Origin of the sequence: Kitasatospora sp. NPDC101801, from assembly GCF_044766665.1 — a bacterium.
In the GTDB taxonomy this organism is placed as follows: Bacteria; Actinomycetota; Actinomycetes; order Streptomycetales; family Streptomycetaceae; genus Kitasatospora.
The window spans coordinates 45,119-57,539 of sequence record NZ_JBIWML010000013.1 but is presented as its reverse complement, the minus strand read 5'-3'; the positions used below and the strand labels follow the sequence as shown (position 1 = coordinate 57,539).

Sequence of the window (12,421 nt, the reverse complement as noted above, 5' to 3'; positions counted from 1 at the left end):
GCGGTGTCCTTCCAGTACTTGTGGGATCGGGGCAGGTCAGCCGAAGAGCGACTGACCCCACCACTCGCCGGGCTTGCGGACCCCCGGCGGGCAGGCGAAGTGCGCCGAACCGACATGCTGGATGTACTCGTTGAGGGCGTCGGTGGCGGCCAGCTTGCGCTGCACCGGCACGAACGCCTTGCGGGTGTCGCGCTGGTACGCCAGGAAGAACAGCCCGGCCTCCAGCCGGCCGAGACCGTCCGAGCCGTCGGTGAAGGAGAAGCCCCGGCGGAGCAGCTTGGCCCCGCTATTGCTGTCGGGGTGGGCCAGCCGGACGTGCGAGTCCTTCGGCATCGCCGCCAGGTCCGGAGCGTCGTGCTCCTTCTGCTTGCCGAACGGGGCACCCTCGCGCTTGGTCCGCCCGAAGATGTCCTCCTGCTCCTTGAGCGGGGTGCGGTCCCAGGTCTCGATGTGCATCCGGATCCGCCGGGCCACCAGGTACGAGCCGCCGGTCATCCACTCCGGGCCGTCGCCGGGCGCCGCCCAGATGTGCTCGTCCAGGGTCGCGGTGTCCTGGCCCGAGACGTTGTGGGTGCCGTCCTTGAAGCCCATCAGGTTGCGCGGGGTCTGCGCCTCCGGGGTGGTGGAGGAGGTCTTGCCGAAGCCGAGCTGGGACCAGCGCACGGTGACCACGCCCATCCCGATCCGGGCCAGGTTGCGGATCGCGTGCACCGCCACCTGCGGGTCGTCCGCGCACGCCTGCACGCAGAGGTCGCCGCCGCTGCGGGCCGGGTCCAGGTTGTCGTGCGGGAAGGCGGGCAGGTCGATCAGGCCCTCGGGCCGCTTGGCCTTGAGGCCGAACCGGTCCTTGCCGTCCTTCTCGAACAGGGTCGGGCCGAAGCCGATGGTCAGGGTCAGCCGGGACGCGGGCAGGCCCAGCGCCTCGCCGGTGTCGTCCGGCGGGGCCTCGGCCAGGCCGGTCGCCCCGGTGCCGACCTCGCGGCCGCCGGTCATCACGGCCGCCGCCTTGGTCCACTCCTTGAGCACCCGGATCAGGGCGTCCCGGCTGGTGGTGGAGACGTCGAAGGCGGCGAAGTGCAGCCGGTCCTGGACCGGGGTGGCGATGCCCGCCTGGTGCTCGCCGTAGAACTCGATGTCCGGGACCGCCTTGAGGGCGGCCTCGGCCTCCTCGTCGGAGCTGCGGGTGGCCGCGGCCACCGTGCCGACCGCGGCGGCGCCGAGCGCCACCCCGGCCCCGGCCCAGCCGATGACGGCGCGTCGGCTGACCGCGCCCTTCGGCTCCGGGCCCTGCTCCGCGCCGGTCTCCTGCGTCTGCTCGACCATGACTCTCCCTCAGGTCTTACTTGACCACGACGGCGGCGGCGAGCTTGGAGAGCGGCTCGGCGAGCGCGTTGACCGCGTCCGAGAAGGTCTTCCGCTCCGGCTCGGTGACCTTGTCGTACGAGGTGTAGCTGCCGTCGGCCTGCTTGTACTTGGCGGCGACGGCCTGCAGCGCGGCGAACTCCTGTTCCAGGGTCTTGGCCAGCTCCGGGTCCTTCTCGGCGGCGACCGGCTTGAGCAGCTCGTACGCCTTCAGCGCGCCCTCGACGTTGCTCGCCAGGTCGAACAGGTCGGTGTGGCTGTAGCGGTCCTCCTCGCCGGTGATCTTCTTGGTGGCGACCTCGTCCAGCAGCTCCTTGGCACCGTTGGCCATGCTGGTGGCGGTGATGTCGGCGGTGCCGACCACCTTCTGCCACTCCTTCAGGTCGACGACCAGCTGGTCGGCCAGCTTCTTGTCGGCGTCGGTGATCGCGCCGGCCGCCCAGAGCGACTTCTCCAGCTTGTGCCAGCCGGTCCACTCCTGACCGGCCTCCAGGCCGTCCTCGCGGGCGTCGGTCTTCGGGTCGATGTCACCGAAGCTCTCGGCCACCGGCTCGGTCCGCTCCCAGCCCACCCGGGACGGGGCGAACGCCGCCTTGGCGGCCTCCAGGTCCCCGGCCTTGATCGCGTCGGCGAACTTCTGCACCGCCGGGATGGTGGCGTCGGCCTGCTCCTGCACGTACTTGCGGTACTCGGCGACCGCCTTGTCCAGGCGCGGGTCGCCCTTGGCCTGGGCGCCGTCACCGGTCACGGTGATCTTCTGCCGGATGCCGTCGCCGGTCATGCCCGGCTTGCAGGCGACCTCGTACTCGCCGGCCTTGATCTCGGAGGTGATGGTGGCCTTGGTGCCGGGCCCGATGTTCTCCCGCTCGGCCACGATCTTGTCGCCCGGAGCGTAGACGTAGACCTCGGTGACCTTGGAACCCTTGTTCTGCACGGCGAAGTTGACCGCGCCGGCCGGGAAGCTGGTCTTCGACAGCTCGCAGGCACTGTCCGAGGCGTTCACCTGGATCGCGCCGTCGGCCGAGACGTCCTTCTTCTGCTCGGTGCAGGCGGTCAGCGCGGCACCGGCCACGGCAAAGGTGAGCAGCGCGGCGAGGTGCGGGCGGCGGACGGGCATCAGGACTCCACGGACGGGGACGGCTTGAGGGACGGGCGGGCACCTGGTTAGGACACCCTCACCCATCAGTAAAGTAAGCCATGCCTAAGCCGATGCCCACACCGGGGGTGGTCACAGATCGGCAAAGACCCCCCGCCCCCGGCCCGGCTCCCGTTCCTGACGGACCGGGACACCCCCTCTGCCGACCGGGCGCCAGGTCTGTCATCCTTCCCGGGTGCACACCGGCCAGCCTCCGTTCCGCGCGTTCCGCGCCCTCGCCTTCGCGGCGGTGTGCGCGGCCGCGTCGCTCGGTGTGCACCGGTTGGCGGGCGGGGCCCCGGTCCAGGCCGGGACGCTGATGGCGGCCGCCACCGCCGCCGGCATCGACGGGCCGGTCGAGCTGGTCCCGCCGAAGGGGGCCGGCAGCGCCTACGCGGTCAAGGAGATCGACAAGCAGTGGCCGGTCCGGCTGGACAGGTCGCCGTCGACCCCGGCACCGGCGCGGTGACCTCCGAACTCCGTTTCGCCGACCACCCGCTGGGCGCCAAGCTGACCCGCTTCGGCATCGACCTGCACATGGGCGTCACCTTCGGCCTGGCCAACCAGCTCGCCCTGATCGCCCTGGCGGCCGGCCTGGTCGCGATGACCCTGCTGGGCTACCGCATGTGGTGGCACCGCCGACCCGGCCCGCGCGCCTTCGGCCGCCCCTACCCCGCGGGCGCCTGGCGGCAGTCCCCCAAGGCCGCCGCGGCCCTGGCCGTCTGCGCCGTCGCGGTCGGCTGGTTCCTCCCGCTGCTCGGCCTCTCGCTGGCCGCCTTCCTGACGGTCGACGTCCTGCTGGGCCTGCGCAAGAAGAGCTGACCGGCGCGGTCCCGCCGCCCGCGAGGGGGCGGGACACGCCTCGGGGCCCGCCGACGGTCGCGCGTGCGGCGGGCCCCGAGAAGGTGTGACGGTGGGTCAGGCGGCCGGGACCGCCGTGGCCGGCGGGGTGACCGTGGCCGGGCGGGGAGCCAGCAGGCGCTCCGCGAAGTGGCCGAAGAGCAGGGCGAAGCTCGTCCACAGGACGGCCTGGAGGCCCAGGGTGGCGAGGCGGAACTTCCACAGCAGGGCGGCCGGGAAGGTCTCCTTGATGGCGTCCCCGTTGCCCGGGAGCAGCACGAAGGCCAGCGTGACGGCGGCCACGAAGGCGAGGCCGGCCACCACCGAGGCGTTCCAGTTGCCCAGGCGCGGGGCGAGGCGGCGGCCGAGGATGACGGCCGCGACCGCGAGCAGCACGCTGAGCAGGATCATCAGGAAGAACAGGGTGGTGCGCTTGCCGATGGTGTCCGGGTTGCCCACCGCCGGCGGGGTGGCCGGGTACTTGAGGAACGGCACCAGGTACACGGTGGTGAACGCGGCCGCCGCGACCAGGGCAGCGGTCACCTTGGGCGAGAAGCGGCCGATCCGGCCGAGCGCGAAGCAGTACACCATGGCGGCGATGCCGCCGAGCGCGACGCCGTAGACCAGGACGCCGGTGGCCAGCCCGAAGGTGGACTGCATCGACCGGCTGACCAGTTCCTCTTCCTCCTCGGCGGCCGGAGCCGCCGGGGCGGCGGCGGTGTCCCCGCCGTGCACGTGTTGCGGCGCGGAGGCCGCGCTCTCCAGAGCGATCGAGTCGTCGACCGACGGCTCACCCACCAGGAAGGCGAACGCGAAGGCCAGCACGCCGGCCAGCAGGCCCGCGAGCATGCCGCGGACCAGCAGGTTTCTGACGGTGGTGGAAGGCATGTGCGAGTTCTCCGTCAGTGGCAGGGGAAGCCGAGCAGGTGGCGACCGTCGTGGACCCACTCGTGCACGGAGGCGCCGGAGAACACGGAGGTGGCGCCTTGTTCGGCACCGACGAAGTAGAGCAGCACCAGCATCAGGGTGCCGAGGAAGACCGCCCAGGGCAGCAGGGCCCGGATCGGAAGCGTCTCGGTGACCTCGGTGACGGGAGAGACAATGGCCTGAGCCATGGCAGGACCTCCTTGGGGAACGCGCGTCCCGGTCGTTGGAGCTCGGACGACGACCCTCGGGTCTGACTCACCGGCAGTTCCCGCCCTCGGGTGGGGTGCTGCTCGGCATACAGTGGCGCGACCGTGCCGGGTTCTCACCGGCTTCCGTCCTGCCGTCGTCATGTCGCTGCGAACCGTACCGCCATTCGGGGGAGGCAGCCAAGGGAGCACGAGACGGCGCCCGGTTCGTCCGAATGCGCCGGGAGGCGGCCGATCCGGCACCGGTGACCAGCAGTTGAGCAGAGGGAGCGGGACGGATGACGGTACGGGTGATGTTCATCTCACCGGCGGTCGGGGCGGCGCTGCGCGGCGCCCGGTTCGAGGACGGGGAGCCGCTGGACGCCGGCGGGCGGGGCCGGGCCGAGGCGGCGGCCGGGAGCGTCCGCGCCGACGGGGCGGTGCTGGTCTCCCCGACCGCACGCTGCCGGGAGACCGCCGAGGCGCTCGGGCTCACCGGCGCGGCGGGCCCGGCGGGGTGGTCGATGGGCCGCTGGCGGGGCCTGACCCTGGACCAGGTGGCGGCCGCCGAACCGGAGGCGGTCGGGCAGTGGCTGGCCGACCCGGACGCCGCGCCGCACGGCGGGGAGTCGCTGACCGCGCTCTGCGCCCGGACCGCCGACTGGCTGACCGCGCTGCCGGACGGACCGGTGCTGGCGGTGGCCGAACCCGAGCTGATCCGGGCGGCCGTGGTGCACGCACTCGCCGTACCGGCCCAGGCGTTCTGGCGGATCGACGTACCGCCGCTCACCGCCACCGAACTGACCGGCCGGGCCGGCCGGTGGAACCTGCGCTGCGGCCACCCGCTGGGGCCGGTCTGACCGTGCGGGTCAGCCCTTGGCGTCCTCGGCCAGGGTGTACGCGACCAGCGCGTTGGCGTGCCCGTGCCCGAGGCCGTGCTCGGCCTTGAGCCAGCCCACCAGCTCCAGGTGCCTGGTCAGCGGCGAGGCGCGGATCAGCTGCTGCCACTCGGCGATCGGCCGGCCGTACTTCTGCTCGATCGACGGGAAGTAACTGGCGGGGCCCTTCACAGCTTCGGTCATGGACCTCACTCTGCCACGGGGCCCCGACAGTCCGGCCGCTGACGACCCGTCGGCCAGCGGGCCGCGGCGCCGCCGAGCAGCTTCCGCACCTGCTCGATCTCGGCGCTCTGACCGCTGGCCGACGGGTCGTCAGCTCCTTTGCCGGGGCGTAACTCCCCTGCTCCCGCTCGGTCCTGGCCATCCCGACGGCCCCGGCGTGGTGCGCCACCATCGGCTTCAGGAAGGCGGTGTCGAAGGCCGCCCCGGTGGCGTCCTTCAGCCCGGCCGGCTCGGCCTCGGTCATCATGCCCGCCGCCCCGGTGCCGCCGTGACCGGCGTGCGCTCCGGCCGCCCCGGGCGTGCTCGCGGTTCATCGGCTCTCCCCGTGCCCGGTCGTCCCTGCGGACACCCGGACCATATACCCCCTGGGGTATTCCTCCACGGCCGTCGGCGCGCTCGGTCAGGAGACCGTCCGGGGCAGCTCCGCGTACGCCCGGCCGCTGCGGATCAGGGCCTCCGCCTGGTCCGGGTCCATCGGGCGGGAGAACAGGTAGCCCTGCCCGAGCGGGCAGCCCATCGCGCCGAGCAGCTCGCGCTGCCGGGCGGTCTCGATCCCCTCCGCGATCACCCGCACCCCCAGCGTCTCGGCGATCCGGGTGATGCCCTCGACCAGGGCGTACTGCTGCGGGGAGCGCTCCAGGCCGTCGATGAAGGACTTGTCGATCTTCAGGATGGTGATCGGGAACTCCCGCAGGTAGCTGAGCGAGGAGTACCCGGTGCCGAAGTCGTCGATCGCCAGCCTGATCCCCAGCCGGCTCAGCGCGGTCAGGTCGGACCTGACCCGGTCGTCCCGCTGCATCAGCACGCTCTCGGTCAGCTCCAGCACCAGCGACTCCGGCTCCATCCCGCACCCGTCCAGCGCGGCCAGCACCACCTCGACGAAGCCCGGGTCGCGGAACTGCCGGGCCGAGACGTTCACGCTCACGTACAGCGGGCCGCCGGTGCCGGTCACCTGCTGCCAGCGGGCCGCCTCGGCGGTGGCGTGGCCGAGCACCCAGGCGCCGAGCGGGACGATCTGCCCGCTCTCCTCGGCCAGCGTGATGAACTGCTCCGGCGGGACCATCCCGCGCTTGGCGTGCGGCCAGCGCACCAGCGCCTCGAAGCCCTCCAGGGTGCCGCTGCCGATCTCCACGATCGGCTGGTAGAGCAGGTGGAAGGCGGAGTCCGCGACGGCGCCGTACAGGCTCTCCTGGAGTTCGTGGCGCTCGATCATGCCCTCCTGCAGGACCGGCTGGAAGCGCCGCCACTGCCGCTTGCCGGAGCCCTTGGCCGCGTACAGCGCGAGGTCCGCGTGGGTGATCAGCTCGGTGGAGTCGACGCTGTCGTCGGTGGTGGCCACGCCCAGGCTGACCGAGACGGTCACCGGGCCGACGCTGAGCCGGAACGGCTCGTCGAAGGCCCGGATCACGTGCTCGGCGAAGCCCTCCGCGTCCGCCGGGGTGCGGGCGTCCTCGATCAGCACGGCGAACTCGTCGCCACCGAGCCGGGCGGCGGTGTCCGAGGCCCGGGCGATGGTGGACAGCCGCAGCGAGACGGCCACCAGCAGCTCGTCGCCGACGCTGTGGCCCATCGCGTCGTTGACCACCTTGAAGTCGTCGATGTCGATCAGCAGCACCCCGGCCGCCCGGCCGCCCCTGACCCCGCGCCGGAACGCCTGGTTGACCCGGTCGTGGAAGAGCACCCGGTTGGCCAGACCGGTCAGTGAGTCGTGGAACGCCCGGTGGCTCAACTCGCGCTCCAGCTGGCGCTGTTCGGTGACGTCCCGGAGGGTCAGCACCAAGCCGGCCACGGTCGGGTCGCCGCGCAGGTCGCTGTGCCTGACCTCGACCTCGATCGCCACCCCGTCGTGCCGGAGCATCCGCCAGTGCTCGCGCCGCTCGCGGGTGGCGGGGCCGCGGCGCATCTGGTCCAGCGCACCCAGCACGGCGAGGCTCTCCTCCGACGGCACCAGCGACCCGATCGGCGTGCCGACCAGGTCGGGGTAGCCGAGCACCCGGTCCGCCGAGGTGGAGGCGTACCTGACCCGGTCACCCTCGTCCAGGATCAGGATGACGTCCGAGGCGTTCTGCACCAGGCTGCGGAAGTACGCCTCGCTGTTGCGGCGGTTGACCTCCTCGCTGAGCGTGATCCGCTCCAGCGCCAGCGCCGCCTGCGAGGCGAGCGAGCCCAGCGTGTCGGTGAGCGCCAACAGCTCCTCCTCGTCGCCGCCGACGATCAGCACCCCGATCAGCGGGTCGCCGGTCGGCCGCTCCCGCAGGGCCAGCGGGCAGACCAGCGCCTGGTCCGCGCCGTCCAGCACCGACGCCAGCTCAGCCCCCAGCTCGGCCGGCCGGCACTGGTGGCTGCGCCCGGTGGCGGCCAGCAGCCGGACGGCGCGCGGCACCCGGAACGGCGGCCACTCGTCGGGGCGGCCGTGCGGCGGCTGGAACCTGACCCCGCCCTCCTGGTCGCTCAGCCCGAGCAGCACCCGGCGGCCCGGGTCGGGCGGCGGCAGCGCGGTGCCGGCCGCCCGCAGCGCACTGGTGATCTCGTCCACCCGGGTGGCGGCGGCCAGCGAGCTCACCGCCACCCGGAGCACCCGCTCCCGGGCCACGGCCTGCCGGTGGGTCCGCACCACGCCCGCCAGCCGGGCCAGCACCAGCAGGTAGATCAGCGCGGAGAAGGCGGCCACCACCCCGACGTTGCTGGTGTCGCCGACGAAGGCGTCCAGCATCAGCATCGCCGGGGCGATCAGCGAGGCGAAGGCGAGCAGCCCGATCCGGCCGCGGGCCACCTCGAGCATCCGGCGCGGGGCCGGGCGGGTCATGGTGACCATCGAGGGGTGCAGCGCGGCAATGCCCCAGGCGGTGTAGAAGGCGGCCCAGCCGAGGTCCACCGGGGTGCCGATCCGCCACGTCCCGTGCAGCTGGATCAGCCCGAAGATCACGTCCGAGACCAGCATCCCGAGGGTGCCGACGGTGAGCAGCCGCAGCGACCAGCTGCGCGGCGCCGGTGGCACCAGCAGCCGTACCAGCATGGCCAGGACCAGGATGTCGCCGAGCGGGTAGGCGATCGAGAACGCCTTCTGGACCCAGGTCAGTTCGGAGTTCTGCGCGGACGGCAGCACGATGTAGATCCAGACCAGCAGCGCCAGGCCGGCGGTGAAGGTCAGCGCGTCCAGCAGGCTGCCCCGGTCCCGGCCCGCGCTCCGGCGGCGGATGAAGAGCAGCAGCCCGGCCGCGTACAGCGGGAAGGTCAGCAGGTAGAAGCCGTCCGCGATGGACGGGAACGGGTTGACCAGCTGGAGGATCTCGGTCTGCACCACCTCGGCGACCTCGCCGGCGGTGAAGCTGAGGTTCGCGGCGGCCAGCAGGAACCAGGGCAGCGGGTGGGCCGGCCGGTTGCGGACGACGCCGAGCACGATGGCGACCACACCGCTCAGGCCGATCCCGGTCCACCAGATGATCCGCTGATCCGGGTGCGTGTAGTACAGCGCGGTCAGCAGGGTCATCCAGCCGAGGAAGACGAACGCCGGGTAGGGCCATCGCCATCTGGTCATCGCAGCCTCTGGGCGGGAGCCGAATGGAATCCTGACCAGAATACCCGACGGCGTATATTCGAAGAACAGTTCACCGCGGGTCCGAAGCACACCGGGAGAGCACAGGTGGCTGATCGTGAATTGCAGGTGACGGTACTGAACTCACACGGCCAGTACTCGATCTGGCCGAGTCTCCGCGAGCTGCCGTCGGGCTGGCAACAGGTGGGACCACCAGCGGTGTTGGCCGACTGTGCAGCGGCCGTCGACGCTCTGTGGACGGATATCAGGCCGGATTCCGGGGAATCCACGGAATTTTCCGTGCCGGAGCTGGTCCGGGCCCGGGCCCGGCTGATTCCCGGTCACCCTGCGGTGATTTCGGAACACGGCTCGCTCGATTACGCGGAGTTGGACCGGCGCTCGGATCTGCTGGCCCGGCGGCTGCGCGGCCGCGGCGTCGGGGCCCGGCGGACGGTGGCGGTCTGTCACGACCGCTCCCCCGGCATGGTGGTCGCCCTGCTGGGCGTGCTCAAGTCCGGCGCCGCGTTCCTGCCGCTCGACCCCGCGCTGCCCCGGCGCCGGCTGGACCGGCTGATCGCCGACGCCGGGGCCGAGCCGGTGCTCACCGACCGGGACCACGGCTGGCTCACCGAGCACACCATGGTGGTCGACGACGAGCTCCACCTGCCCGGGCCCGACCAGGACGGGCCGTTGCCCGCCCCGGGGCCGGAGGACCCGGCGTACCTGATCTACACCTCCGGGTCGACCGGTGAGCCCAAGGGCGTGCTGATCGGTCACCGTTCGTTCGCCACCGTGCTGACCGCGCTGGTCGCGGCGTACGGGCTGCGCCCGGCGGACCGGGTGCTGCAGCTGGCCGCGCTCGGCTTCGACACCTCGCTGGAGCAGGTCTTCGCGACCCTGGTCGGCGGCGCCACCCTGGTGCTGGCGGACCGGCGGGGGTGCGCTCCGACCGAGCTGGCCGACCGGCTCGCCCATCACCGGGTCACCGTGGCGGACCTGACCCCCGCGTACTGGCACCAGTTCCAGAACGCCACCGAGCGGGACCCTGCGCCGCCGGGTGACCTGCGGCTGCTCATCGTCGGTGGCGACACCGTCCGGCCGGCGGACTGCCGGCGCTGGCTCCGGCGCCGGCCCGGGGTCCGGCTGATGAACGCCTACGGGCTGACCGAGACCACCATCACCTCCACCCTCTGTGAGCTGCGCCCCGAGCTGCTGGCGGGCCCGGCCGGCGCCCCGGCACCGATCGGGCGGCCGGTCGGCGGGGCCACCGTGCACCTGCTGGACGAGCAGCTGAGGCCCGTCCCGCCGGGGCGGCCCGGGGAGATCTACCTCGGCGGCCCCGGCGTGGCGCTCGGGCTGTGGCGGCAGCCCGGGCGGACCGCCGAACTGTTCCGGCCGGACCCGTTCGCGGCCGAGCCGGGCGCCCGGATGTGCCGGACCGGGGACCTGGGCCGGTGGCGGGCGGACGGCGAGCTGGAGTGTCTGGGCCGGATCGACCGGCAGGTGAAGATCCGCGGCTACCGGGTCGACCCGGCCGAGGTGGAGTCGGCGCTCACCGACCACCCGGCGGTGGACCAGGCCGCCGTGGTGGCCGAGAGCGGGGCGCTGGCCGCCTTCTACACCGCCGCGGCCCCGGTCCGGGCCGAGGAGCTGGGCCGGTACCTGGCCGACCGGCTGGCCCGCTGGATGCTCCCGGCCAGGCTGGACGAGGTGGCCGAACTGCCGCTGGACCACAACGGCAAGGTGGACCGCAAGGGCCTGCTGCTGTCCGCCGCACCCCCGCCGGTGCCGGCCACCACCGGGGTGCTCACCCCGGTCGGCACCGGGGTCGCCGAACTCTGGGCCCGGATACTGGGCCTGCCGCAGGTCCGGCCGGGGGACGACTTCTTCCGGATCGGCGGCGACTCGCTGCTGGCCACCGAGATGCTCGCCCGGGCCCGGATCATGTTCGGCATCGGTGTGGGCCAACTCCGGGCGCTCACCCGGGCATTGCTGGAGGAGCCGACGCTGGCGGCGTTCGCCGGGAACACCCAGGCGGCCCGGGCCGGCACCCTGACGGGCGGCGGCCCGCCGCCCGACTTCGCCGCCGAGGCCGAGCTCGGGGTGCCGATCCGGTCCGACGGCGGCCCGCCGCCGAACTGGCGCCGACCGGGCGCGATCCTGCTCACCGGAGCCACCGGCTACTGCGGCTCGCACCTGCTGGACGCGCTGCTCCGGGAGACCGACGCCACCGTGCACTGCCTGGTCCGTGAGAGCGACCCCGGGCAGGGCCTGGAGCGGCTCCGCGCGGCCGGCCTGCGGTACCTGCTCCGGGACCCGCTGGACGGGACGGCTCCGGGCCGGGTGGTGCCCGAGCCCGGCGATCTCGGGGCGCCGCTGCTCGGGCTGACCGAACGGCGCTTCACCGAGCTGGCGGCGGGCCTCGACCTGATCCTGCACTGCGGCGCGCGGGTCAACTTCATCTATCCCTACCGGGAGTTGAGCGCCGTCAACGTCGGGGGCACCCGCGAGCTGGTCCGGCTGGCCGGGCACTCCCGGGGCATCCCGCTGCACCACCTGTCCAGCATGTCGGTGCTGGCCGGGTACGGGGCGGCCGGGGTCCGGCAGGTCACCGAGCGCACCCCGCTCGGCTACCCCGGGCACCTCTCGGTCGGGTACGCCGAGACCAAGTGGGTGGCCGAGGAGCTGCTGCGGCAGGCGTCCGAGGCGGGGCTCCCGGTGGTCTCGCACCGGCTGAACGACGTCACCGGCGACCGGGCCACCGGCGCGATGAACAGCAGTACCGAGATCTGCGCACTGATCCGGCTGTTCGCCGACAGCGGCTCCGCACCCGACGTGGACCTGCCGATGGACTTCCTGCCCGCCGACAGCTTCGCCCGCGCGGTGACCTACCTCGCCACCCACGTCGAGGCCACCGGGCAGGCGTACCACCTGACCAATCCCCGGCACCCGCTGATCGGCGAACTGACCTCCCGGCTGCGGGCGTTCGGGTACCCGGTGCGGGACCTGCCGTACCAGGACTGGGTGCGCGAGTTCGCCCGGTACGCCGCCGAGCACCCCAAGCACCCGGCCACCCCGTTCCTGCCGCTGTTCGTGGACCGCTGTGCGGGGCGGCCCGACCTGACGGTCAGCGAGATGTACTTCCGCCGGACCTTCCCGCGCTTCGACCGGTCCCGGGTGGTGGCGGACCTGGCCGGCAGCGGGCTGGAGTTCCCGCCGGTGGACGGGCCGCTGCTGGACCGCTACCTGTGCCACCTGATCGGCTCCGGCTACCTCGACCCGCCGTCGGTGAGCAGGTGAACGGGCGGTGTGGTGG

General features: G+C 73.1%; 10 protein-coding genes, 2 pseudogenes and 1 riboswitch. Of the genes and pseudogenes, 5 read left to right on the top strand and 7 right to left on the bottom strand.

Features of this window, described 5'->3' with window-relative positions; translation table 11 throughout:
* Positions 1-36 precede the first annotated feature (36 nt).
* Both efeB and efeO read right to left on the bottom strand, forming a co-directional pair.
* On the bottom strand, positions 37-1,323 hold the full coding sequence (gene efeB / locus ACIRPK_RS17445; protein WP_403039319.1) for an iron uptake transporter deferrochelatase/peroxidase subunit: 1,287 nt from the start codon (positions 1,321-1,323) through the stop codon (positions 37-39).
* Between the two features lie 16 nt (positions 1,324-1,339).
* The gene (gene efeO, locus ACIRPK_RS17440) at positions 1,340-2,479 is read right to left on the bottom strand and encodes an iron uptake system protein EfeO (RefSeq protein WP_403039316.1); all 1,140 of its coding nucleotides are present in this window, start codon (positions 2,477-2,479) and stop codon (positions 1,340-1,342) included.
* 214 nt (positions 2,480-2,693) lie between these two features.
* On the opposite strand from efeO, the gene ACIRPK_RS17435 reads away from it, so the two are divergent.
* Both ACIRPK_RS17435 and ACIRPK_RS17430 read left to right on the top strand, forming a co-directional pair.
* Positions 2,694-2,966, top strand: coding sequence for a hypothetical protein (locus ACIRPK_RS17435; RefSeq protein WP_403039313.1), 273 nt, complete (start codon positions 2,694-2,696; stop codon positions 2,964-2,966).
* Positions 2,915-3,319, top strand: coding sequence for a PepSY domain-containing protein (locus ACIRPK_RS17430; RefSeq protein WP_403039311.1), 405 nt, complete (start codon positions 2,915-2,917; stop codon positions 3,317-3,319). Before ACIRPK_RS17435 ends, ACIRPK_RS17430 begins: the two co-directional genes overlap by 52 nt.
* A gap of 96 nt (positions 3,320-3,415) precedes the next feature.
* Here the strand turns inward: ACIRPK_RS17430 and ACIRPK_RS17425 are convergent, their stop codons facing one another.
* Positions 3,416-4,225 (bottom strand): CbtA family protein, encoded by an 810-nt coding sequence (locus tag ACIRPK_RS17425; RefSeq protein WP_403039308.1) that lies wholly within the window; start codon positions 4,223-4,225, stop codon positions 3,416-3,418.
* A 14-nt stretch (positions 4,226-4,239) separates the two neighbouring features.
* Positions 4,240-4,452, bottom strand: coding sequence for a CbtB-domain containing protein (locus tag ACIRPK_RS17420; RefSeq protein ID WP_403039306.1), 213 nt, complete (start codon positions 4,450-4,452; stop codon positions 4,240-4,242).
* Between the two features lie 60 nt (positions 4,453-4,512).
* A riboswitch (cobalamin riboswitch) is annotated at positions 4,513-4,598 on the bottom strand.
* A gap of 150 nt (positions 4,599-4,748) precedes the next feature.
* On the opposite strand from ACIRPK_RS17420, the gene ACIRPK_RS17415 reads away from it, so the two are divergent.
* Positions 4,749-5,309 (top strand): histidine phosphatase family protein, encoded by a 561-nt coding sequence (locus tag ACIRPK_RS17415; protein WP_403039303.1) that lies wholly within the window; start codon positions 4,749-4,751, stop codon positions 5,307-5,309.
* Positions 5,310-5,318: 9 nt separating this feature from the next.
* On the opposite strand, the gene ACIRPK_RS17410 is transcribed toward ACIRPK_RS17415, so the two are convergent.
* The 3 genes and pseudogenes from ACIRPK_RS17410 to ACIRPK_RS17400 form a co-directional block, all read right to left on the bottom strand.
* Positions 5,319-5,531 (bottom strand): DUF4287 domain-containing protein, encoded by a 213-nt coding sequence (locus ACIRPK_RS17410; protein WP_403039300.1) that lies wholly within the window; start codon positions 5,529-5,531, stop codon positions 5,319-5,321.
* A gap of 139 nt (positions 5,532-5,670) precedes the next feature.
* Positions 5,671-5,844 (bottom strand): annotated as a pseudogene (locus tag ACIRPK_RS17405) (DUF305 domain-containing protein); the annotation flags it as partial.
* Between the two features lie 126 nt (positions 5,845-5,970).
* On the bottom strand, positions 5,971-9,108 hold the full coding sequence (locus ACIRPK_RS17400) for an EAL domain-containing protein (RefSeq protein ID WP_403039298.1): 3,138 nt from the start codon (positions 9,106-9,108) through the stop codon (positions 5,971-5,973).
* On the opposite strand from ACIRPK_RS17400, the pseudogene ACIRPK_RS17395 reads away from it, so the two are divergent.
* Together ACIRPK_RS17395 and ACIRPK_RS17390 are read left to right on the top strand one after the other, a co-directional pair.
* Positions 9,028-9,342 (top strand): annotated as a pseudogene (locus tag ACIRPK_RS17395) (MbtH family NRPS accessory protein); the annotation flags it as partial. The gene ACIRPK_RS17400 and the pseudogene ACIRPK_RS17395 overlap by 81 nt on opposite strands.
* A 63-nt stretch (positions 9,343-9,405) precedes the next feature.
* Positions 9,406-12,405: an amino acid adenylation domain-containing protein gene (locus tag ACIRPK_RS17390; protein ID WP_403039603.1), complete on the top strand. Its 3,000-nt coding sequence runs from the start codon at positions 9,406-9,408 to the stop codon at positions 12,403-12,405.
* The last annotated feature ends 16 nt before the right edge of the window (positions 12,406-12,421 follow it).